The sequence below is a fragment of the Pseudoalteromonas sp. Z1A8 genome, from assembly GCF_011378855.1.
GTDB lineage: Bacteria > Pseudomonadota > Gammaproteobacteria > Enterobacterales > Alteromonadaceae > Pseudoalteromonas.
The window spans coordinates 18,970-41,415 of sequence record NZ_WTLB01000011.1 but is presented as its reverse complement, the minus strand read 5'-3'; the positions used below and the strand labels follow the sequence as shown (position 1 = coordinate 41,415).

At 39.1% G+C, this 22,446-nt stretch carries 19 protein-coding genes; 7 read left to right on the top strand and 12 right to left on the bottom strand.

Annotated features, from left to right (window positions below; all coding sequences use genetic code 11):
- Positions 1–72: 72 nt before the first annotated feature.
- The gene (gene yjgA / locus GQR55_RS06300) at positions 73–606 is read left to right on the top strand and encodes a ribosome biogenesis factor YjgA (protein ID WP_166419906.1); all 534 of its coding nucleotides are present in this window, start codon (positions 73–75) and stop codon (positions 604–606) included.
- Positions 607–730: 124 nt separating this feature from the next.
- Positions 731–2,104, top strand: a complete 1,374-nt coding sequence (hemN, locus tag GQR55_RS06295) for an oxygen-independent coproporphyrinogen III oxidase (protein ID WP_166419905.1) — start codon at positions 731–733, stop codon at positions 2,102–2,104.
- A 68-nt stretch (positions 2,105–2,172) separates the two neighbouring features.
- On the opposite strand, the gene GQR55_RS06290 is transcribed toward hemN, so the two are convergent.
- The 3 genes from GQR55_RS06290 to GQR55_RS06280 form a co-directional block, all read right to left on the bottom strand.
- A complete protein-coding gene (locus GQR55_RS06290; RefSeq protein WP_166419904.1) occupies positions 2,173–2,688 on the bottom strand; it encodes a DUF2489 domain-containing protein in 516 nt (171 codons plus the stop codon).
- Positions 2,689–2,700: 12 nt separating this feature from the next.
- Positions 2,701–3,297, bottom strand: coding sequence for a Der GTPase-activating protein YihI (yihI, locus tag GQR55_RS06285; protein WP_166419903.1), 597 nt, complete (start codon positions 3,295–3,297; stop codon positions 2,701–2,703).
- A 750-nt stretch (positions 3,298–4,047) separates the two neighbouring features.
- Complete coding sequence (locus tag GQR55_RS06280) at positions 4,048–4,680, bottom strand: c-type cytochrome (protein WP_024600405.1); 633 nt, start codon at positions 4,678–4,680, stop codon at positions 4,048–4,050.
- 281 nt (positions 4,681–4,961) lie between these two features.
- On the opposite strand from GQR55_RS06280, the gene yihA reads away from it, so the two are divergent.
- A complete protein-coding gene (yihA, locus tag GQR55_RS06275; protein ID WP_008165591.1) occupies positions 4,962–5,630 on the top strand; it encodes a ribosome biogenesis GTP-binding protein YihA/YsxC in 669 nt (222 codons plus the stop codon).
- A gap of 10 nt (positions 5,631–5,640) precedes the next feature.
- On the opposite strand, the gene GQR55_RS06270 is transcribed toward yihA, so the two are convergent.
- The 3 genes from GQR55_RS06270 to polA all read right to left on the bottom strand — a co-directional run bounded on the left by GQR55_RS06270 (position 5,641) and on the right by polA (position 9,965).
- Positions 5,641–6,159: a DUF1285 domain-containing protein gene (locus tag GQR55_RS06270; protein ID WP_166419902.1), complete on the bottom strand. Its 519-nt coding sequence runs from the start codon at positions 6,157–6,159 to the stop codon at positions 5,641–5,643.
- Positions 6,156–6,743: a YceI family protein gene (locus GQR55_RS06265; RefSeq protein WP_166419901.1), complete on the bottom strand. Its 588-nt coding sequence runs from the start codon at positions 6,741–6,743 to the stop codon at positions 6,156–6,158. Before GQR55_RS06265 ends, GQR55_RS06270 begins: the two co-directional genes overlap by 4 nt.
- Positions 6,744–7,229: 486 nt before the next feature.
- Positions 7,230–9,965: a DNA polymerase I gene (polA, locus tag GQR55_RS06260; RefSeq protein WP_166419900.1), complete on the bottom strand. Its 2,736-nt coding sequence runs from the start codon at positions 9,963–9,965 to the stop codon at positions 7,230–7,232.
- Between the two features lie 524 nt (positions 9,966–10,489).
- Here polA and elbB point away from each other — a divergent pair.
- The 3 genes from elbB to GQR55_RS06245 all read left to right on the top strand — a co-directional run bounded on the left by elbB (position 10,490) and on the right by GQR55_RS06245 (position 14,495).
- Positions 10,490–11,137 (top strand): isoprenoid biosynthesis glyoxalase ElbB, encoded by a 648-nt coding sequence (gene elbB / locus GQR55_RS06255; RefSeq protein ID WP_166419899.1) that lies wholly within the window; start codon positions 10,490–10,492, stop codon positions 11,135–11,137.
- Between the two features lie 233 nt (positions 11,138–11,370).
- Positions 11,371–11,766 (top strand): cytochrome c5 family protein, encoded by a 396-nt coding sequence (locus GQR55_RS06250; protein ID WP_149593319.1) that lies wholly within the window; start codon positions 11,371–11,373, stop codon positions 11,764–11,766.
- A 164-nt stretch (positions 11,767–11,930) separates the two neighbouring features.
- On the top strand, positions 11,931–14,495 hold the full coding sequence (locus tag GQR55_RS06245; protein ID WP_166419898.1) for a diguanylate cyclase: 2,565 nt from the start codon (positions 11,931–11,933) through the stop codon (positions 14,493–14,495).
- 15 nt (positions 14,496–14,510) lie between these two features.
- Here GQR55_RS06245 and rep read toward each other — a convergent pair whose 3' ends face one another.
- Complete coding sequence (rep, locus tag GQR55_RS06240) at positions 14,511–16,529, bottom strand: DNA helicase Rep (RefSeq protein ID WP_024605304.1); 2,019 nt, start codon at positions 16,527–16,529, stop codon at positions 14,511–14,513.
- A 162-nt stretch (positions 16,530–16,691) separates the two neighbouring features.
- On the opposite strand from rep, the gene GQR55_RS06235 reads away from it, so the two are divergent.
- Positions 16,692–16,955, top strand: a complete 264-nt coding sequence (locus tag GQR55_RS06235; protein ID WP_166419897.1) for an accessory factor UbiK family protein — start codon at positions 16,692–16,694, stop codon at positions 16,953–16,955.
- A 226-nt stretch (positions 16,956–17,181) separates the two neighbouring features.
- Here the strand turns inward: GQR55_RS06235 and GQR55_RS06230 are convergent, their stop codons facing one another.
- The 5 genes from GQR55_RS06230 to ilvA all read right to left on the bottom strand — a co-directional run bounded on the left by GQR55_RS06230 (position 17,182) and on the right by ilvA (position 22,446).
- On the bottom strand, positions 17,182–17,826 hold the full coding sequence (locus tag GQR55_RS06230) for an NAD(P)H-binding protein (RefSeq protein ID WP_166419896.1): 645 nt from the start codon (positions 17,824–17,826) through the stop codon (positions 17,182–17,184).
- 4 nt (positions 17,827–17,830) lie between these two features.
- Positions 17,831–18,493 carry a carbonate dehydratase gene (can, locus tag GQR55_RS06225; RefSeq protein ID WP_166419895.1) on the bottom strand — a complete coding sequence of 221 codons (663 nt, stop codon included), beginning with the start codon at positions 18,491–18,493 and terminating at the stop codon, positions 17,831–17,833.
- 30 nt (positions 18,494–18,523) lie between these two features.
- Complete coding sequence (locus GQR55_RS06220) at positions 18,524–19,699, bottom strand: methyltransferase (RefSeq protein ID WP_166419894.1); 1,176 nt, start codon at positions 19,697–19,699, stop codon at positions 18,524–18,526.
- A 61-nt stretch (positions 19,700–19,760) separates the two neighbouring features.
- Complete coding sequence (locus tag GQR55_RS06215) at positions 19,761–20,744, bottom strand: ABC transporter substrate-binding protein (RefSeq protein ID WP_166419893.1); 984 nt, start codon at positions 20,742–20,744, stop codon at positions 19,761–19,763.
- A gap of 148 nt (positions 20,745–20,892) precedes the next feature.
- The gene (gene ilvA / locus GQR55_RS06210) at positions 20,893–22,446 is read right to left on the bottom strand and encodes a threonine ammonia-lyase, biosynthetic (RefSeq protein WP_166419892.1); all 1,554 of its coding nucleotides are present in this window, start codon (positions 22,444–22,446) and stop codon (positions 20,893–20,895) included.

Below are 22,446 nucleotides of genomic sequence, written 5' to 3'. Positions count from 1 at the left end.
CACATCAGCTAATATTCCTAAGTATCATATTCATGTATAATGGCAAAAGTTATTTTTATTTAAGAGCACCCCATGGCAAAGAAAAAAGGCAAGCCTGCTGAAATTGAAGAAGAAATTGAATATGTATCAAGAACAGAGCTTAAGCGCGAAGCGCAAGAGTTTCATCAGTTAGGTACTGAAATTGCCAAAATGGGTAAAAAACAGCGCGAACGCCTGCCATTAAATGACGATTTAAAAGCCGCAATGGTGGTTGCTGATAAAATAAGTAATAAAAGTGACGCGTACCGCCGTCACTTAAACTACATCGCTAAAACGTTGCGTACTGTAGAAAACATTGACGCTATTAGAGCGATTATCGATGTAATGCTTAATAAAAATAACCAAGCTGAAGTATTGGTCAAAAAAATTGAGCAACTACGTTCAGACCTAATTGAACAAGGCGATGACCTTATCAATGAGACCATTGAGCAGTTCCCGTCTCTTGATCGTCAGCAAATGCGTCAATTGGTTCGTAATGCGGCAAAAGAAGCGAAAGCTGAAAAGCCGGGTAAAGGTTATAAAGAGTTATTTCAATATCTCAAAGATGCCCATACCATTACGTATTAATTAGACCGCATTAATTGATATTTTATTAAAAAAGGTGCTTCGGCACCTTTTTTGTTATAGATCAAACCGCCTTACTGCGTACTTTTTTATAATCACCCCCTAAATAAATACTTAGGTGCGCGTGATGATTAAACTTCCACAATGGGATCAAACCCTAATAAACAAATATAATGTGTCTGGCCCGCGTTATACCTCGTATCCCACAGCTCTATCACTGCGTGATGGATATCAACAACAAGACCTATTAAGCGCTGTAGAATCATCAACGAGTCGCTCACTTTCGTTATATATTCATATTCCGTTTTGTAGCCAACTTTGCTACTACTGTGGTTGCAATAAAATAATTACCCGCCATCAATCTAAAGCAGATACGTATCTCGACTTTTTAGCAAAAGAAATTACTGCCCAAGCACACTTATTTAAAAGCTACACGGTTGAGCAATTACATTTAGGTGGAGGTACTCCCACTTTTTTAACCGCAAAACAAATGACTCGTCTAATTAAGCTTTTAGAGCAGCACTTTAATTTTACAAGCACCACAGAGCGCGGCATTGAAATAGACCCACGTTCACTTGCCGATAATATGCTTGTTGATTTAAGAATGCTTGGTTTTAACCGTGTCTCGTTTGGGATTCAAGACTTTAACGACGACGTACAACTTGCTGTTAATCGCCCTCAAAATGCAGATACGGTTAAGCAATTAATTACACAAGCTCGCGATCTGGGATTTCAATCTATTAATGCAGATATGATTTACGGTCTGCCTCTACAAACGCCAGAGAGCTTTAAGCAAACTATAGAGCAACTTATTGAGTTAAGCCCTGATCGTGTATCAGTGTTTAACTATGCGCATTTACCAGAGCGCTTTGCCGCACAACGTAAAATTAAAGATGCCGATTTACCCAGTGCGCATAATAAGCTCACCATGTTTAAAAATACGCTGGAGCAGATGACGCAAGCAGGCTATCAATTTATTGGTATGGACCACTTTGCAAAAACCGATAACGAACTAGCTGTTGCCCAAAATGAAGGTAAGCTACATCGTAATTTCCAGGGTTATACAACCCATGGTAATTGTGATTTATTAGGTTTGGGAGTTTCATCAATTTCGCAAATTGGCACCGCCATTTTACAAAATCAAAAAGAGTTAAAACATTATTATCATAACGTAGAAACACAAAGCGGCTGTGCTCTTAATAAAGGTATGCACTTAACACATGATGATGTTATTCGTGCTGATGCAATTAAACAGCTCATTTGCCAATTTGAGTTAGATATACAAGACTTTAGCGAAAAGCATGCGCTTATATTTAATGACTACTTTGAGGATGCGTTATTAGCGCTTGTACCACTTATTAAAGATGAGTTAGTAACTATTACTAATAATAAAATTAGTGTAACACCGCGAGGCAACTTATTTATCCGCATTATATGTATGTGCTTTGACGCTCATTTACAAAAACAAATAAATGCGACGCGTTTTTCACGAGTGATTTAGCTAAAATTTGTTCGGCATAAAAAAAGCAGACCAAGGTCTGCTTTTTCTTAGTACTCGAAAAATTAAAGCTAGTTAAAAACTACTTTATCGCTGCCAGGGGCTGCTTTAAATTCGATGATAATTTTAGCGCAATCGGCTTTAACTTCATCTTTAAGTGTTTCTTCAGCTTGCCAGCGAGCTGTATCAAGCTTAAAAATCTCTTTTTTAGCGTATTTTTTTCGTGCATCGTGTGTCGGCATTTCTTTAACTACCTGGTACATTTTATAAATGCCAGGATATTGCGTCGTTAAATCACGCTCACTCTCAAAGCCATATTGAGACATAAGTACCCAAATACGTAAACAGCCTTCAGAAAACTCACACTGCTCTTCATTCATTGCACGCGCAATTAAATGAATACTATCGGCTAGTTTAGCATTTCGCTTTAAACGCGACTTTTCAAGCTTTTGCTTTTGTTCAGCCTGCGTTTTAGCAATTAACTTTTTTTGCGCATTTAACTTATACAGCAACTGACCCGCATAAAATGCCAAACCAACTATTATAGCAGCACCTAAAAGTAAGGCTAAAATTACCGCAGTACTCATTATTGGCCCTTACTATTTGTCGTCTTCATCTAGCCATTCGTTAGCTAAATCGTCAGATAAGTATTGATCGAAATCAGAGCTGCCCTTGCTTTCAATATCATCTTCAAGGTCATCTTCAAACTCGTCTTCATCTTCATCTTCAATACCAAGAATTTCACATAACGCCTGATGGCGAGCAATTCGGCTATTAAAGTACTTCGCATCTTTACCTGTTAGCATTTCACCTTCTTCATGACGCTCTACTAATTTAAGTAGACGTTCGTCATTTTCAAGCGCTTCTAGCTCTTGTTCAGGTGTAAACTGTGGCTCAATTACTTTTTTAAGCTCAATAGTTGGCTTTAAGTTGCGTTTCATTTCAACTTTAGGTTCTGGCGCAGTTGCAATCAATGGCACTGGCTTTTTACTGCCCACACGCTTATCTTTAGGCGCGTGACCAGCATTATGGCTTTCGCTATCTAGTAAATCTGGCGCGTTACGAGAACCCGGCTTAGCGCCTTTGGTTTTTTTAACTCGCTGCTCTTTTAATGCGCGCATTTCTTTAAGCTTATCTTGGCTTAAACGAACAGGTCCATTTGCTGGGCTTTTGCGTGACTTTTTAGTTCTACTCATATCTTGATCATCTCACTTAAGAGGTTTTGAGCGAAGCGCAAATTAATGGGCATCGCAGTGCTGGCCTAGCCAGAAGAATTCAGTTTGCGCTATAGAGGTTGGGTTTCCCATTTAAAAGCGCCTTAGCTAATTAATCGCTAATTTTAAACGGTGGGTATTGTAACAGGACAAATAAAAAGGCGGTAGAGAAAACATCTCTACCGCCTGCTAATCTGAGCGCCATTATCTGGACACTTCTCCCTTCGACTTTTTTTAGTCTTTATTATTTTTATTATTATCAGTCCGTATTGTTATTATTTTTACGTTCCTTGTTACATTCCATTTTGTTTTTATTATTAAACTTCCATGAGTTTTTTATTATTTTCGGTCATCCTGACACTTTTTTATTATTTCCTTTAGTAGCACCAATCTTGTGCTATGTAGTCATGCCGCGCTACTTTCCTTATAGCTGTTTCCGTTTTGTTATTGTTTTTGCGACAGGGGTTAATTTACTCGTTAATAATTTTGTTACAACTGATTTATATAACTTTTATTATAATTATTACATTGGAAAAACACATAAACAATAAATTACAATAACTTAGCTTATCATTTAAAAATAAAAGAAGACTTTTCTCACAGCGGAGCATAGTCAATGTCTTACATACAAAAGGGTGATATCGTTAATTACAGGCACAAAAAAAGCAGCCTAAGCTGCTTTTTGTAACACATTGTAGTGTATTTATTATCAACTGCTAAATAAATACGACTTTAGTGTAGACCACCTAAGTACTGAGAAAGTACTTCAATGTCTTTATCTGTTAATTTCTTTGCAATGTCGCCCATCATGCCATTTAAGTCATTGTGGCGAGTGCCATCACGGAACTTTTCAAGTTGAGACTTGATGTATCCAGGATGCTGAAAAGAAATCTTTGGAAATTTAGCCAGTGACGAGCCATTACCACGTGGGCCATGACATGCTGCACATGATGGAATTCCACGCTCTGCGTCGCCTGCTTTAAAAAGCATTTCGCCTACTTCAACAACATCTTTAGGTGTAGCACCTTCAGACATGTTCATTGAAGAAAAATAAGCAGCTAGATCTTTCATGTCTTGCTCGCTTAGTGGCATAGCCATAGCGCTCATTACTGGATCCATACGCCCTTCTTTGCCGCCTGACGTCATACCTAATTTTAAATCCTGAAGTTGCTTAAGGATATAATCTGGATGTTGACCTGCAATTTTAGGGTAAATATTAACCGGCGCATTACCGTCTGGGCCGTGACAAGCCGCACACGTTGCTGATTTTTCTTTACCTGCGTTTACATCGCCATCAAATGCTGTTGCGTTGCTTGCTGACAACGCACCAAGCAATATTGTTAAAGATAGTGCTATTTTTTTCATGGTGAATTCTCTGTTTCCGACCCTGTATCATCTACAATCGTGATGCTGTAATACATATATTCTACACGATAATAAATTCTCTGGCACGTTTTCTACACATATTAAGCTTATAATTTACAGGGTTTTGACTTAGATTAAGCTTTAACATGTTTTAAATGTACCATAGGTGCTGTTTTTAGGTGGTTAAATACGCTTTTTAATACATCCTTTATAGTATAAAATACGCGCCCTGAGTGAATTTGGTTTACTCAACGTTATTTTTTTAAGTTTTAGGAGAGCCTGTGCTCAAATCTCGTATCAAATATAATACTGCGTCTTTCGTAACAAGCGCTCCCGACATTACTAAATTACCTGCTGATACGGGAATTGAAGTTGCGTTTGCCGGTCGCTCCAACGCAGGTAAGTCGAGTGCATTAAATGCATTAACCGATCAAAAACTAGCACGCACAAGTAAAACACCTGGACGTACTCAGCTAATTAATACATTTGATTTAGCTGATGTTGACGATATGCGCCTTATCGATTTACCAGGCTATGGTTTTGCTAAAGTGCCAATCGAAATGAAAAAGAAATGGCAGAAGTCGCTAGGAGAATATCTGCAAAAGCGTCAAAGCTTAAAAGGTATTGTTATTTTAATGGATATTCGTCATCCGTTAAAAGATTTAGACCGCGATTTAATTAATTGGGCTATTGGTAGTGAAATTCCAGTATTAGCACTATTAACTAAGGCCGACAAATTAAAGCAAGGTCCTCGTAAATCACAAGTGCTGCAAGTTCGTCGTGAATTAAGCACGCTTGATGGTGATATTACAGTTCATGCGTTTTCATCATTAAAAGGCACGGGCTTACCAGAAGTTGCTAAAAAGCTAGATGAATGGTTTTTAGGGCCAGTTATTGCTGTACCACCTACTGATGAAGTAGTCACAGACGAAACTAACCCAGAAGCTTAAGCTTCTGGTGTTACGATAAATAAAACTGCTTTCCTGCAGATTTAATAAAATAGCCGAGCTTATCAGACTCGGCTTTTTCAGCCCACTGATAAAACACACTTCGCGCAACACGCGCACTACAGCCATAAGGTAACTTTAAATAAGGTACTTTTGACCCTTTATAGTCTTTTATAACTAAAGGCTGCTGGGCGCTCACCAACCACTGTCTAGCTAAATTATCAATACAACACAACACCTGCCCTTGCGCTGTATTTTCAAAACGCCAATCAACAATAATAAACGGCGCATCATCAACCGTTATTGTTATTTTTTCGACAGGTGTTTTTAAATAAAATTGCTCACCTTCTTTACATAGAACAGAAGCAAACAGCTTCACCATGGCTGGGCGTGTTATTTCGCTGCCATCGTAAAACCATTTACCGTCATGATTGATGACAATCGGCAGTTCCCCACAATGGTTAGGCTGCCAACTATCAAAAGGTTTGCTTGGCTCGCTTAATTGCTTGCTAAGCTCACTTAAAGAAATCACTGCTTTTTAAGTGTAATTGCAAACGTAACAGGCACCGCTGTTGCGATTGAAGGTAGGCCTGCTAATTTTTGCAGCTGTTTAACACCTTCCGTTACACCAAAATCAGCACTATTAATAATAATAGGTGTAAATGATGACACAGTTAAATCGCCACTTTGTGTGCTATTAACAAGTACATCAATAGCCAGTGGTTTTTTATTACCATGAAAATCAAGCTCAGCTTTAATGCCTTTCAATACATATTGACCAGGCTTTTTAATATTATTCAGCTCTTTAGCTAAATTGGCAGTTAAAACAGCATTGGGGAATTTAGCCGCTTCAAACAACAATGCCGTTAAACGCTCATTTCGAATAGGAATTAGGGTTTCAGCTGATGTTAAATCAACATTAACGCTAAACTCGCCTTTATCAGAAAGCATACCTTCAAGATTGGTAAAGTGGTGAGCTTCGGCAACAGAGTCCTTTTTTATAGAGACAAAGCTTAATTGGCTTTTATCATTCACTAACTGCCAATTAGCCTGGGCAACATTAGAGATAACTAAACTTGATAAAGAAAAACCTGCAATAGCTAATGCTTTAAACATAACGCACTCCTTAGTGATAAATTGAAAAATAATAAAAATGAAAAATAATAGCGCTTTGATGGTATCACCTGCAATGTACCCAAACCACCACAAAGTGACGAATGAATAGCACAACAAAAAGCATCAATATAGTAGAATTTTCAAAGATAGAATAAAAAACGGCCCACCAAACAAGTTGGTAGGCCGGTATAGCAAACTGGGGAGAAGCTATCAATTTGTTGCACCCTTTCAGATGCATCATCAACAGGATGTCCTACAGGATAGGACAGGCGGGACTTTAACAAAAGCACGCATTAAAATACAATCATATTCCTGTAAAACAGCTCGAATTGACGAACATATAACTATTTAATACAAATAGTTGCTTAAATTAACCTTATTTTAACTAAAGCTTGCATGTAGCAAATTAAATAGCTGTTATTCGCCATTTTTATTAAACATAAAAAAAGCGCCAAAAGGCGCTTTTATTAAAATGCTCAAATTGCATTAATGGGCTTGTTCCCAGTTGTCGCCTTCATCGGCTTCAACTATAAGTGGTACATCAAGCGCAGCAGCTTGCGACATCAGCTCACAAATATGTTTTGTGTATTGCTCTGCGCAGTCTGTTTTAATTTCAAATACTAATTCATCGTGTACTTGCATAAGTAACTTAATCGTATTTGGTGCTTGTTCGTGTACCCAGCGATTGACGCTCAGCATTGCCTTTTTAATAATATCAGCGGCAGTACCTTGCATTGGCGCGTTAATAGCAGCACGTTCGGCTCCTTTTCTGCGCGCACCATTACGTGCGTTTATTTCTGGCAAATGCAAACGACGTCCAAAAATAGTTTCAACGTAGCCATTTTCAGCTGCTTTTTCGCGTGTTGTTTCCATGTACTCTAGTACACCTGGAAAACGCTCAAAATATTTATCTATATAATGCTGCGCTTCATGGCGTGGCACATCTAGTTGACGTGCTAAACCAAATGCCGACATACCGTAAATTAAGCCAAAGTTTACTGCTTTCGCTTTACGGCGCATGTCGGTGGTTACATCATCAAGCTCTACACCAAATACTTCAGCAGCAGTTGCACTATGCACATCTAAGCCGTTAGCAAAGGCATTTAATAGGCCTTTATCTTGTGAAAGATGCGCCATAATACGCAGCTCGATTTGGCTATAATCGGCAGCGACAATTTTGTAACCATCTGCGGCTATAAATGCTTCACGAATACGACGCCCTTCTTCTGAGCGAATAGGAATATTTTGTAAGTTAGGATCGGTTGAGCTTAAGCGCCCTGTTGCTGTAATTGCCTGATGGTAAGAGGTATGCACGCGCTGTGTTTTCTCGTTCACCATTAATGGTAACTTATCGGTATACGTTGATTTAAGCTTTGATAAACCACGATGCTCTATAATTACTTTAGGTAGCGGATAATCATGCGCAAGCTCTTGCAGTACTTCTTCTGCGGTAGAAGGTGCACCTTTTGGCGTTTTTTTGATAATTGGCAGCCCAAGCTTTTCAAACAACAATACCTGTAGTTGTTTTGGAGAACTTAAATTAAATGGTTCGCCTGCTATTTCAAACGCTTCTTTTTCAAGCTCAATTAAACGCTCACCTAAGCGTTGGCTATGCGCTGCAAGCATATTGCTATCTATTGCAACACCGGTGCGTTCAATATCAGAAATCACACTAATAAGTGGCATTTCTATATCTAAAAACACCGATTTTAGTTTTTCATCCGCTGCTATTTTTGGCCAAAGTACTTCGTGTAAACGCAACGTAATATCGGCGTCTTCTGCGGCGTAAGGCGCTGCTTTTTCAAGTTCAATTTGGTTAAAGGTAAGTTGCTTTTTACCTTTGCCAGCAATATCTTCAAAGCTAATATTTTTATGACCTAGGTATTTAAGTGCTAGCGAGTCCATATCGTGACGTGTGCCCACACTATTAAATACGTACGACTCAAGCATGGTGTCAAACTTAATACCATTTAACGCAAAGCCTGCATTCGCTAATACGCTTTTATCATATTTAAGGTTTTGCCCTACTTTAGCTTTGTTTTCATCTGCCAAAATTGGACCCAGCTTTTGCATTACAAATTCAAGGCTTAATTGATCAGGCGCACCGGGGTAGTCATGCGCTACCGGTAAATACGCAGCTTCACCCGTTTTGACAGCAAAGCTCATACCCACTAATTGCGCTTTCATGTAATCAAGGCTGGTTGTTTCTGTATCAAATGCAAATAGATCAGCACTGTTTAATTGATTGATCAGCGTATCAAATTGCGCCTCAGTTAAAATAGTTTCGTAATGAGTGTCTTCTACTTTTGGTAATTCTGTCGCTTCGGTAGGTACCGCTAGGTGTGTTTCTGCATCTTTAGGGTTATCAAGTAACTCAGCTAACCAACGACGGAATTCGCACTCACCATATAATGCAATTAATTCGTCTTTGTTAGGCTCTTGTAGTTTGAATGTATCAAGATCAGATTCGACTTCAACATCACACTTAATTGTCGCAAGTTCGTAGCTCAAAGGCAGATGATCGAGCGCAATTGCTAACTTTTCACCTATTTTACCTTTAATCTCACTGGCATGATCCATTACACCTTGAAGCGAGCCATACTTTTCTAACCATTTAACTGCAGTTTTAGGGCCACAGCCTTCTACACCCGGGATGTTATCAACCTTGTCGCCCATGAGCGCAAGGTAATCAATAATAAGCTCTGGGCCTACACCAAACTTTTCAACCACAGTAAGGGGATCTGAAATACTGTCGGTCATCGTGTTTATTAACGTAACGTGTTCATTAACAAGCTGCGCCATATCTTTATCGCCGGTAGAGACGAGTACATGTCGCTTTTGTTCTGACGCTATACGTGCAAATGTACCAATAACATCATCAGCTTCAACGCCTTCGATACTAATTAGCGGAAAGCCCATCGCTTTGATAATACTGTGAATTGGTGCTATTTGAGTGCGCAAGTCATCCGGCATTGGCGGACGATTTGCCTTATATTCGCTATACATATCGTTACGGAACGTTTTGCCTTTAGCATCAAATATAACCACCATATGTGAGGGATCGTATTGTCTGATCAAGCTTTTAAGCATGTTGATCACGCCATAAATAGCGCCCGTAGCCTCACCTTTAGAATTAGTTAAATGCGGCGGAGAATGATAAGCACGAAATAAATATGACGAGCCATCAACTAAAATAAGTGGGTTTTCGGGGATCTGAGCCATGGTGAATTTGGATCCTAAATACAAAAAATTAAGGTAATTATAAGCATGCCATAAGGTAGTTCATAAAACGACAGTGAATTACTGCTTATCGTGTTATTAAAACTAGAGCAAGCTGTGGATAAGTGTGTAGATAACAGCCACGAGCTATTCTTCCAAAGCATTTTAAAATGCCTAGAAAATACTTTAACTGTATGTTTTAATTTAAAAAAGATAATACGAGGTTCTTTTTTTATTATTTTAAACCAATGTGGAAAAAGGTTTTCTAACGACTGCTTGTGTTGTTATTCACTTTGATTATTCGCGTCCATTTAAATAACCGGAGGAGTATTCTAGCACAATGGATCGAAGATCATAGCGATCCTTTATAATTTTTTTATAGGCAAAGTGATCGCAAATGGCATAAACCGCAATACAACTTGCACAGCGAATGATTCGTGTACTGTAAATTTATTTTCGCGAGAAATTTTGAGCATGTTAAACTTCATCCGATAGACTTATAAAAAAGACTTTAGGGGCACAAAAGCATGAAAAACGTAGCGGTAATATTAGCAGGTTGTGGTGTATACGATGGTAGTGAAATAAATGAAGTAATTTTAACTTTATTACACATAGCCAAAAATGACGCGACTTATCAGTGTTTTGCACCGAATATTGAACAACTTCATACCATTAACCATTTAACAGGCGAAGTAATGCCTGATAAACGCAATGTATTAACCGAAGCGGCTCGTATTGCACGAGGTGACATTAAATCCTTAATTGAACTAGACGTAACTCAGTTTGACGCATTAATTGTACCTGGCGGTTTTGGTGCGGCAAAAAACTTATGCGACTTTGCAATTAAAGGCGCACAAGCAAATATTAATGAAGATGTACTCAATGCTTGTAAGTCATTCGCAAAAGCAAATAAGCCTGCTGGTTATATGTGTATTGCACCCGCTTTGATCCCGTTTATTTATGATAACGCCGTACTTACTATTGGCAACGATGCAGATACAGCACAAGCACTTAACGCATTAGGCGCTAAACATATAAACTGCGCAGTAAATGATATAGTTATTGATGAAGCAAATAAGCTAGTTACCACACCAGCTTACATGTTGGCAGAATCGATTCTTGATGCGGATGCGGGGATCGCAAAGCTCGTTAGTAGCGTATTATCAATACACTGATTATAGTTTTAAGCTCCAAAAAGTTAATTATCTAACTGATTGCGCTTATTAAATTGCTTAACAAAAGTCAGTAAATAATTAATTTTTATTGCGTTAACGCAAAAAGTAGTCAGTTTTATTAATAAAAACGCCTCTTAGCATTTTATAAATTGGCTCAGAGAGTTATAATCGGTTTAATTTCCGTCATCTTTAATCGTGATTGATCACGTTCAAATCGAAGTGAGCAAGGCAAAATGAAAAAATTAACAGCTGCAGCATTATTAATGCTAGCAACCACCGCATACGCACAGCCATATGATAACTCTATGACTGAAGATGCAATTAAAGCACGTCTCGCGCCGGTTGGTGCTGTATACCTTGAAGGCGATAAAGCTGCTGTTGCAGCGGCGCCTACAGGCCCTCGTTCTGGTGAGCAAGTGTATCAAGGTGCATGTTTTGCATGTCACGGTACTGGTGCACTAGGCGCGCCTAAATCGGCTGACGATTGGGCTCCGCGCATTGCAAAAGGTAAAGACACTTTACTTGAGCATGCACTAAATGGCTTTAATGCCATGCCTCCAAAAGGTACTTGTATGGATTGTTCTGACGATGAAATTAGCGCTGCTATCGATTTCATGACATCTAAATAAGTACAATTGAAATACACAAAAAAGGTTTACTTCGGTAAGCCTTTTTTAATGCATAGAATAGTGCTTATGGCCGCTATTTTAGTAGGAATATCAACTTGACGATAAGCACTAAAAGTGAAATTATAAGGCTAATAACTATACAATAAAAATAGCCGGTTAGATCATTGGAAGATAAACACCCCGTATCGAGTAAATTAGCGTATCAAAATAAACGTCTTAAAACGCTACTCGAAAAATACAAACAATCACATCATTTGCAAAATGCCCTGATCCAATTATCAGAGCAAGCTAGTACTGTTGCCGAGCTAACCCTATTATATCCTGCCATCCACGATATTTTACAAAAGTATGTACCGAGTAAAAGCTTTTACGTGGTGCTGTTAAATCAACATAGTCAATCGTTAGAGCTTTCTTACTTTTCAGATGAGAAAGACGGTATTGCTGTTGCTCTTAATCAATCAAATAGCTTTGATGAAGGCGCCACTGGTTATGTATTTAAGCAAGGTAAAACAACATGCTTTACCAAAAAACAAATGCAAAATGCTGCAGCAGAAGGCTTATTTAAAGCATTAGGCACTCCAGCAGAGCATTGGGTAGGTGTACCAGTTTACCAAGAACATAACATTATTGGTGTATTAGCAGCGCAAAGTTACGATACAAAACAAAGCTATAGCTCACAACAAATACAATTACTTGAGTTTATGTCGCTTTACTTAGCGACTGCAATAGAGCGTGTAAAAAAACGAGAGCTCCTTGAGTCAGAAGTTAAAATTCGTACCCGAGCACTCACTCAAAGTAACGACGCGTTAAATCTTGAAATAGAGCAGCGTAAACGTGCGCTTCAACGCCAGCAGATTCTGTTTAAAATATCTGAAATAGCAACGCAAGCTAAAAACCTTGAAGATGCTTACTTTAAGATACATCAAATAATAAAAACAATTACCTACGCAGAAAACTTATATATTGCACTTTATGATAAAGAATCTGGTTGGATTAGCTTCCCCTATTGCGTTGATGAATTTAAAGAAAACACACAACCCAGGCGCTTTGCTAAAGGCTATAGTGAGCTGGTAATAAGCACAGAAGAAACACAGCTTATACACCCGTATAGAGCAAAAGAATTGATAGAAAATGGTGTAGTACAGCGCTCAGCCCCTGTGCCTAAAGAGCAAATGGCCACTAGTTGGCTAGGCGCTCCACTTAAAACAGCTCAAGGTGTTATAGGCCTTCTTGTTTGCCAAGCTTACGATAACAAACATATTTTTAGCCAAGATGATTGCGAATTAATGACCTTTGTATCGCATCAAATTGCAGCTGTATTACAAACCAAACTCGCTAATCAAGCGATTGCAAAAAGCCATCAAGAACTTGAATTTAGAGTAAACGAAAAAACCAAAGAGTTGCGTCAAACTAATCTGCATTTACAAATGCAAATAGATGAGCGTAAAAAAATAGAGCAGCAGCTTTATCATGATGCACATCATGACTCTCTTACTAGCTTACCTAATCGCAGCCTATTTTTAACTCAGCTTGAAAAAACGCTACAACATTATCAGCGTTTTCCTGAACATCACTTTGCTGTTTTGTTTATCGATTTAGATAAATTTAAAGATATTAATGACCAGCTTGGTCACCATGCTGGCGATCAGTTTTTGATTAACGTGAGTGAATTATTTGCCCAGTGTATACGCGAGCATGATTTACTGGCACGCCTAGGTGGCGATGAGTTTGTAATTTTATTAACGCATTTAACTGAGCCTCAACAAGCAGAAGATGTTGCTAATCGTATTATCGACTTAATGGAAAAGCCTTTTTGCCTTAAAGGGGAGTATTTACAAAGTGGTGCAAGTATAGGGATAACCTATTCAAAGAAAGGCTATATGCATACGGATGAAATTATTCGTGATGCTGATGCCGCAATGTATCACGCTAAAAATTCAGGAAAAAATCGCTACGAGCTATTTCATCCGCTACTAACACAATCAATACCTGCGCAGGCTCTAAAAGCACAACATCATCTTGATATACTCCCTATGAGTTTTAGAAGCTCAGAAATAATTACGCTTGATGAGCAACATCAGTCTGAATCTTTATTTGAAGCATTTGGTGAGCACCCAATACTTGGCTTTACTAGCTTTGATATTTTGAAAAAGTTTGCATCAGATAAAGAGCAGCACCTGCAAGTGGAGTTACAACTATTACAACGCGCTTATGCACAAGCAATTACTGCAAATGTAACTATGGCGCTGGTTCCTTGCTCTGGTTTGCTACTCGAAGAGCACGAATTTGTTTTATTTACAGATACGCTAAATAAACAACAAGGACAAAGCCAGCTCTGTTTACTATTTGATGAACAAGAAATTCGCCATGCAAGTGCAACACAAATAGAAAACCTCAAAAAGCTACCGCAACTAGGCTATTCAATTGGTTTAAATAATTTTGCTAAAGACAGATGCGAGCTGAATTTACTAACCGATATTAACTTTGATTATCTGCTACTTAGCTCGACCTTTAGTAAACGTATTTTACAACAAGAAAGTTACGATTTTCAGCTACAAGGTGTACTAGCCATTACAAAACTTAAAGCAATGAAAGTCATTGCTAAAGGCCCATCAATACTTAATTTTAGGGCTTTGCTAGACAAGCATGGCTTGGCTTTTTTTGTGGGGAAACAACACGCTTTAGTGTGCGCTGAGTTACCTGAAATACAAGCAACTCAGTCTTTATAAAATCAGCCTGAGGTATTACTCAGGCTTTTTAAACATAGCGCGAAGATTAGCGACTCGTGCTTGGCCTTTTTCCATTCGCTCTGCTTGCGTATTTGGCGCTTTTTTGTTTTCAAACGCGAGATCGTCCTGCGGTAACTCTTGTACAAATCGGCTTAGCTCTGTTTGTGAAGTTTCACCAAATTGACGACGTATTTTTGCATAAGTAAGTGTTAACTCCTGCTGTGCACGAGTAATACCAACATAAGCTAAGCGGCGTTCTTCATCTACATTATCTTCATCAATACTTACCTGATGCGGAAGTAAGCCCTCCTCCATACCTACCATAAATACGTATGGGTACTCTAAGCCCTTTGATGCATGCAGTGTTGATAAGTGCACCGCATCGGTTTCATCCTCTTCTTCGTTACGCTCAAGCATATCGCGAAGGGTTAGTTTGCTAACAACCTCAGCCAATGTCATTGGTTCGTTGTCGGCATCACCGGTCAACATATCGGTGATCCAGCGATACAATTCAGAAACGTTTTTCATACGCATTTCAGCGGCTTTAGCACTCGGTGACGACTCGTACAAATATGCCTCGTAATTAATATTACGCACTAAGTCTTTAACAGCTTCAAGCGTATCACCGCGTACTGCGTTATCAGATAGCTCAACAACCCAGCGTGCAAACCCAGCAAGCGCATTAAAGCCACGCCCTTTTAGTCTGTAGCCTAAATCGTTATCAAAACAGGTCGCAAACAAGCTCGCGTGTTTTTCGTTAGCCAGCGTACCCAGCTTTTCAAGTGTAACCGTGCCTATTTCGCGGCGTGGTGTATTTACGATACGTAAAAATGCATTGTCATCGTCTTGATTAACTAACAAGCGCAAATACGCCATAATATCTTTAATTTCTGAGCGAGCAAAAAATGACATACCGCCACTAATTTTATAGGGGATACGGTTACTCATTAGTGATTTTTCAAAGCCACGAGCTTGGTGATTACCACGATATAAAATAGCGTAGTCTTTATAGCTAGTTCGCTTCATAAACTTATGGGAAATTATCTCGGCAACTACGCGCTCAGATTCATGTTCTTCGTCGCGGCACCCTATTACTTTAATTGGCTCACCGTAACCAAGTTCACTGAATAGCTTTTTCTCAATATCATGCGGGTTATTTGCTATCAAAATATTAGCGGCTTTTAGTATTCGCCCTGCACTTCGGTAGTTTTGCTCAAGCTTTATTAGCCTAAGCCCTGGGTAGTCTTTACCTAACAACACTAAGTTTTGTGGGCGAGCACCACGCCAAGAATAAATTGATTGGTCGTCATCACCTACCACAGTAAAACGGGCACGCTCACCAACGAGTAATTTAACAAGTTGATATTGACTGGTGTTGGTATCTTGATACTCATCCACCAGCAAATATTTAAAGCGCTGCTGCCAGCGCTCACGCGACGTTGCGTTATTAGTAAGTAGCAAAGTAGGGATCATAATTAAATCATCAAAATCCAATGCGTTATAAGCGCGCAGCTGATTTTGATAACGAGCATAAAGCTGTGCAAACAACGCCTTTTGCGCATCGCGGGCTTCGCGTATTGCTTGCTCTGGCAGTACTAATTCGTTTTTCCAACTACCAATTTCCATTTTAAGTAGTTTGAGTAAGTCTTTGTCTTTTTTTAGTTCATCTTCGGTCAGCTCACTAAGAAGCTGATTGGTATCTTGATCATCAAATAACGAAAAGCCGGGTTTAAATCCTAATGTGCTTAACTCTTTTTTTATTATTTCTAAACCGAGTGTATGAAACGTTGATACCCATAACCCTTTAGCGTCTTGTTTACCAAGTGTTTGCAGTACTCGTTCACGCATTTCTTTAGCAGCTTTATTGGTGAAGGTAACGGCAGCTATATTTCGCGCTTTGTACTCACATTTTTTTACCAAATAAGCGATTTTATTAGTAATAACACGGGTTTTACCAGAGCCTGCGCCAGCGAGTACTAAGCATGGACCACTAATATATTTTACGGCTTCATCTTGTTTAGGATTGAGTTTCATAACGACCAAAGAAATTTAAAAGACGCGTAATTTTAACGTAACCATTACAGCGAGCATAGCAATTGCCTTAATTAATTAAGGTAAAGATGATCATGTGTTAAATACCATAGGTATAAGGTAATATTAGTTATTATTATTTTAGGCCGCATCGAAGGGACAAATATGATCAACCCAGCAAAACTTGAAGAAATTGCTAAGCAAATTACTAGCAATATGCCACAAGGTGTAAAAAACCTAGCAGACACACTCGAAGGTAAAACAAAGCAAGTTTTACAAAACAAGCTTGCTGAGATGGACTTTGTGAGCCGTGAAGAATTTGATGTGCAAAGCCAAGTACTTATTCGTACTCGTGAAAAACTGACTGACCTTGAAGCTAAAGTTGCATTGCTTGAGCAACAACTCAGCGCTAAAACTGACACTGAATAATTATACCAATTGCATTAAATTAGTGTTCTATTATAGCGATAAGAAAATAGCTCAATAACAAGGCTAAAATTATGGTACATAGTTGTTCTATATAAATAATTTTTAACGTAGTTAGTGAGTTATTTAATACGCTAGAATGATTATTTTTTTAATAAAATTGGTATTAATTTAGTGTACAAAAAAGGCAGCTTAAGCTGCCTTTTTACTATGTAATTTTGAGCTGGATTTATTCAAATAACTCATCTAGTACATAATAAGATAACTTAGCCTGTTGCTCTGCGCTCACACTCAGCATTTTTTGTGCAACTTGCTCGCCAGTTATTGGTTTGTAACGCTTTAAAAACGCAAATCGTGTAATAACTGGAAAAATAATACTGCCTATCTTTTCTGCCACTCTAAATTGCTCACGATCACCTAATAATAAAGACGGTTGTAAAATACTTATTTTACCAAAAGGGAGTGCTTTAATATGTTGCTCAAGCTCACCCTTCATTTTTAAATAAGCACTATTACTGTGCGTGTTCGCCCCGCTTGATGACACTAAGCAGTAATGCGTAACACCATTACATGCCGCTAACTGCGCTGCTATAAACTGATAATCAAAATCTACTTTACGCTGAGCTTGTGTAGAGCCCGCGCGTTTACGGGTTGTGCCCAAACACGAAAACAATACGTCGCCTTTAAAAAGCTCAACGTATTGAGTTAATTTTTCAAAATCAATAACGTGATTAACTAGCTTTGCGTGTGTAATAGACAAAGCCCGACGACTTAACGTAACCACTTTGGTATAACGATCGCTATTAAGTAGCTTATGTAGCAACTCGTTACCAACCAAACCTGTAACACCTATTAATATCGCCGTTTTAGTCATAAATTTATTTATTTTCGCCCACTTTTTTAAGTACGTGCTGCACTGCTTTTTTGTAGCTTTGCGTTTCTTCACTCGCGCACGTTACTACAGATTCTAAATCATGAAGATGGCCGTTCTCTAAACCATAAACCCAACCATGAACGCTTAACTCTTGGCCGCGTTCCCACGCATCTTGCACAATGTTAGTACGGCATACATTACGTACTTGCTCAATTACATTTAGCTCAATAAGGCGGCTTAAACGTTCGCTTTCTGGCATTGCATCAAGTTGCTCAAGGTGCTTTTCTTTTACATCACCTACATGGCGTAGCCAGTTATCAATAAAGCCAAATTTTGCATTGTTTAAAACAGCTTGTACGCCACCACAACCATAGTGACCAACTACCATGATATGCTTTACTTTTAAAACCTCTACAGCGTACTGCATAACCGACAAACAGTTATGGTCAGTGTGTACAACCACGTTAGCAACGTTACGATGTACAAATAATTCGCCTGGTAATAAATCAACTATTTGATTAGCAGGTACACGAGAGTCTGAACAACCTATCCATAAATACTCTGGATTTTGTTGCATAGATAAAATTCTAAAAAACTCAGGATCAGCTTCACTTGTGCGAGCAGCCCAACGTTTATTGTTATCGAATAAATTTTTTAACTTTCTCATTGCATCTCTTATTAAGTCGAGGACGGAAATTTAATGGATATTAGCGAGAATCAATATATTACGAGGCGTTAACTGCTTTTCACAAAACGTTTTAACGCTTACTTGATAGCCTTGCTGTTGCAAATATAAAGCACGATCGAGCACAAGCCAAACTTCAATTGCTCTTCTGAACACATGTCGAACCAGTTCAACTCTGTCAGTTATTTTTTTTCGAGCAACCCCAACCTCTAAATATTTATTATAATCAGTATCTTGAGGTAGGTTTATTGCCTTTTTGTCCGCAGCCCATGCACAAAATGATTTAAACGAATCTGAGAATATAGCTTTGTTAACCGAAGGTACGCTTACATAATATTGCTCGCCAGTAATCGATTTTCTAAGTGCATCAAAACCAAGTCGCCATTCAAGTTCTGTTTTACGTACTTTTTCCAGACGAGAAGGCGCTGTAACGGTTTCTTGCAAGGCGAGCTTTAAATCGCGATGCGTTAGGTTAAGCTCACTTTGGTTTGCAACCTCACTCATTGCAAGGTACTTATTAGTCGTAAATAAGTGATAGCAACAAGGTGAAAAGCTAATTTGTTGTACTTTTGCCAAACTTGCTTGGCGCATAAATGTTTGATGTAAACCGCCACATGCGTGGAGCGCTACAGCATGCATATCAGTATTAAAAAATTGAGTAATATCATCCTTTAATACATCTGCTTGGCTAAAGTGCATTGCCAAGCCTTGTTGCTGTACACTTTTTTGTCCTTGCTCGCATAAGCTTTGTTGCAGTTCAATACTATGCACATCACTTGCGCCATTAAAAGCAAGCATTCGCCCTAAGTGCCCTTTACCCGCACACCACTCTAAAACCGGTTGCTTAGTAGTAGGTAGTGCAGATACAAAATCTTGTAACTGATCAAACTTACGACCTTTAATGCCGTTACTTATCCAAAACGGATAATCAGCTCGAGAGTGTGCAGAGCTAGGTAATTCACATAGCTTAGCAAGTTCATCAAGCTGGTTTATGTGTTGGCTAAAAAATTGGTATAGCTGATTTTGATCGTTATCAAGAACGCTTACCTGATCATCAGTTAGTTCGCTAAGTATGCCTTGCAGCTCTGGCCAAGGAATAGTGTCAAAATCAAATGCGGTGCACTGCCAATACTGACGATGGCGCATCAAAAGTGAATCAAGTGCAAAAAATTGCTCGGCTAAAGTCATAACAGCTTAAAAAATAAAAAGACAATTAATTATATCAGCTCAGTGAGCTCTCATTAAGCAGTTATTTTTGGCTAAAAATCAGCCGTAAATACAAAGGTATTGAAATAATACTCACCAAAATAGCGGCTATAAGCATCCATGATAATTGCATCTTTTCTGGCTCTTGGTATTTATAAATAAAGTGAGATTTCACTTCGTCAAATTCGTTTTGCTGTATGCCATATAAGTCAGCAATTAAACGCCACTTTGCTATCGACATATGCCCTAAACTGGTAGTGGGTGGGGTTATATAACTTTTTAGTACTTCAGCCTCAAAGGCGAGCTGATGAAAGCTCTTACTCGGTGCATAGTTTTGCTGGGTGACTGCAATGGCTTCATCCATATTCATCATTGCATAGCGCCAACCTTTTAGGCTCGCTTGGTAGAATTTTTCGACCGTTTGTGGATTTTGCTTAAGCATGTTTTCGCTGGTAAATAAAATGTCGCTATATACATCCATACCATAACGCTGTGGGCAAACAAGCCGATGAGCTACGCCTTGTTGAGTCATATAATAAGGCTCTGTAGTAACATATACTTGCATTGCATCTAGCTTGTTTTCAATCCAAGCTTGGCCTGGATTTTCGCCGTTGTAAACTTTAAGATTATCCACTTCTACACCGCTGCGTTTAAGCATAACAAGTAACTCGGTACCATCACTTTTGCTCACAGCAGTGATACGTTTATTGACAAAATCTCGTGGATGAAAAATATCAGACGTATCTTTTACCATCCAGCAATAAGGAGAAAACTGCAGTAAAGCTGCCATTGCAACAAAGGGCTGACCATCAATACGTTGCTGTAAAATACCAGAATGTCCTACGCCAAATTGCGCCTCGCCACGAGCGACAGGACCAAAGGTGTCAGGTTTCATTGGATTAGCTTGTTTAATGGTTACATCGAGTCCTACTTCATTATAAAAGCCTTTTTGCTTTGCCATATAGTAACCGGCAAACTGAAACTGATGTGTCCATTTTAGCTGTAATGTGACTGATTCTTGCGCCATTATATGGCTACAAAAAAAGCACAATCCAATGACTAATCCTTTTAATAGCAACTAGGTGACCTCAAAAAGTGTGACGATTACCTGTAACTATATGTAAAACGTGTGATAAAGCAAGCACCCTAGTTAGGTGCCTGCCTTTAAAGAAAGGTTATACTGAGGCGAGTTTTTCGGTTTTTTCTGCTTGCGGTTTTGATGTTAAAAATTGGCTAAAACACGGGTTTTGTGTTTCATCCTGTACACTGTAACCTAAGCGATTTAAATGCTCGTTAAACATTTCATACTGACTAGGCTCAATAGCAAAACCTGCCAGTACATTCCCCATCGAACCACCGTGATTACGATAATGAAATAAGGTAATGTTCCAATTGCTGCCTAAAGTATCTAAGAAGCGTGCAAGCGCACCCGGATACTCAGGAAATTCAAAACGCAATAAACGTTCATGTAATTGCTCTGGTGCTTTTCCGCCAACCATATAACGCACATGTAATTTAGCGAGTTCGTTATCCGACAAATCGCAAAATTGATAATCGTTATTTGTTAAGTCTTGCTTTAACTCATTAAGCTCTTGCTCGCCTTGGCGCAGAGCAATGCCTACAAATATTTGTGCTTCACCAGGCCCTGCATAACGGTAGTTAAATTCAGTAATAGCACGGCCACCTAAAGAAGCACAAAACTGTTTAAAACTGCCTTTTTCTTCTTTAATAGTAACCGCTAATAGCGCTTCGTTTTTCTCACCCAGCGCAGTGCGCTCTGCTACATAACGCAGGCGATCAAAGTTTAAATTAGCACCCGATAAAACAGCCGCTAAGTGCAACCCTTTTAACCCCGACTGCTGACTCCACTTTTTAAGCCCTGCCGTTGCAAGTGCACCAGATGGCTCTGCAATTGCGCGCGTAGATACAAAAATATCCTGCATGGCTGCACATATTTCATCGCTAGTTACTGTAACAACTTCATCGCAAAACTTTTGCGCTAAACGAAAGGTTTCGGTGCCAATAATTTTAACCGCTACGCCATCGGCAAAACTGCCAACGCGATCAAGCTCTACCGGTTTACCTGCTTTAAGCGCTGCTTGTAAACATGCACTTTCGTCGGCTTCTACACCAATTACTTTTATATCAGGGCGCAGAGATTTAATATAAACCGCCATACCCGCCAGTAAGCCGCCGCCGCCAACAGGAATAAACACAGCATCAAGCTCGTTTAATTGCTGCATTAGCTCGCGTGCTACAGTGCCTTGACCAACAATTACGTCAGGGTCATCAAACGGTGGAACAAATATGCCTTTTCGTTGCTCTGTAAGCTCAAGTGCATGTGCTTTTGCAGCATCAAAGTGATGCCCATGTAATACCACCTCTCCGCCAAGTGCACGCACTGCGCTGACTTTTATTTCAGGCGTTGTAACTGGCATTACAATAGTAGCTTGGTGCCCTAAGTGAGATGCACTTAATGCAACCCCTTGAGCATGATTACCGGCAGAAGCCGTAATAACCACCGAGCCTTTAGGTAATTTATTTAATTTGTTATACGCACCGCGTAATTTAAACGAGTACACGGGCTGTTGGTCTTCACGCTTTAACCAAACATGGTTACCTAGCTTTTTACTGAGTTCAGCCATTTCGCTGACCTCAGTAACTTTAGCCAAAGGCTCCATGTTTGCTTGAATGATAGCGCGAAAATAATCGAGCTCTTGAGAGACCAT

What these genes read in the sequence shown, in the direction of transcription:
- yjgA (WP_166419906.1), top strand. Translation starts at nt 73, where the DNA reads ATGGCAAAGAAAAAAGGCAAGCCTGCTGAAATTGAAGAAGAAATTGAA.
- hemN (WP_166419905.1), top strand. Translation starts at nt 731, where the DNA reads ATGATTAAACTTCCACAATGGGATCAAACCCTAATAAACAAATATAAT.
- GQR55_RS06290 (WP_166419904.1), bottom strand. Translation starts at nt 2,688, where the DNA reads ATGAGTACTGCGGTAATTTTAGCCTTACTTTTAGGTGCTGCTATAATA.
- yihI (WP_166419903.1), bottom strand. Translation starts at nt 3,297, where the DNA reads ATGAGTAGAACTAAAAAGTCACGCAAAAGCCCAGCAAATGGACCTGTT.
- GQR55_RS06280 (WP_024600405.1), bottom strand. Translation starts at nt 4,680, where the DNA reads ATGAAAAAAATAGCACTATCTTTAACAATATTGCTTGGTGCGTTGTCA.
- GQR55_RS06265 (WP_166419901.1), bottom strand. Translation starts at nt 6,743, where the DNA reads ATGTTTAAAGCATTAGCTATTGCAGGTTTTTCTTTATCAAGTTTAGTT.
- polA (WP_166419900.1), bottom strand. Translation starts at nt 9,965, where the DNA reads ATGGCTCAGATCCCCGAAAACCCACTTATTTTAGTTGATGGCTCGTCA.
- elbB (WP_166419899.1), top strand. Translation starts at nt 10,490, where the DNA reads ATGAAAAACGTAGCGGTAATATTAGCAGGTTGTGGTGTATACGATGGT.
- GQR55_RS06250 (WP_149593319.1), top strand. Translation starts at nt 11,371, where the DNA reads ATGAAAAAATTAACAGCTGCAGCATTATTAATGCTAGCAACCACCGCA.
- rep (WP_024605304.1), bottom strand. Translation starts at nt 16,529, where the DNA reads ATGAAACTCAATCCTAAACAAGATGAAGCCGTAAAATATATTAGTGGT.
- GQR55_RS06235 (WP_166419897.1), top strand. Translation starts at nt 16,692, where the DNA reads ATGATCAACCCAGCAAAACTTGAAGAAATTGCTAAGCAAATTACTAGC.
- GQR55_RS06230 (WP_166419896.1), bottom strand. Translation starts at nt 17,826, where the DNA reads ATGACTAAAACGGCGATATTAATAGGTGTTACAGGTTTGGTTGGTAAC.
- can (WP_166419895.1), bottom strand. Translation starts at nt 18,493, where the DNA reads ATGAGAAAGTTAAAAAATTTATTCGATAACAATAAACGTTGGGCTGCT.
- GQR55_RS06220 (WP_166419894.1), bottom strand. Translation starts at nt 19,699, where the DNA reads ATGACTTTAGCCGAGCAATTTTTTGCACTTGATTCACTTTTGATGCGC.
- GQR55_RS06215 (WP_166419893.1), bottom strand. Translation starts at nt 20,744, where the DNA reads ATGGCGCAAGAATCAGTCACATTACAGCTAAAATGGACACATCAGTTT.
- ilvA (WP_166419892.1), bottom strand. Translation starts at nt 22,446, where the DNA reads ATGGTCTCTCAAGAGCTCGATTATTTTCGCGCTATCATTCAAGCAAAC.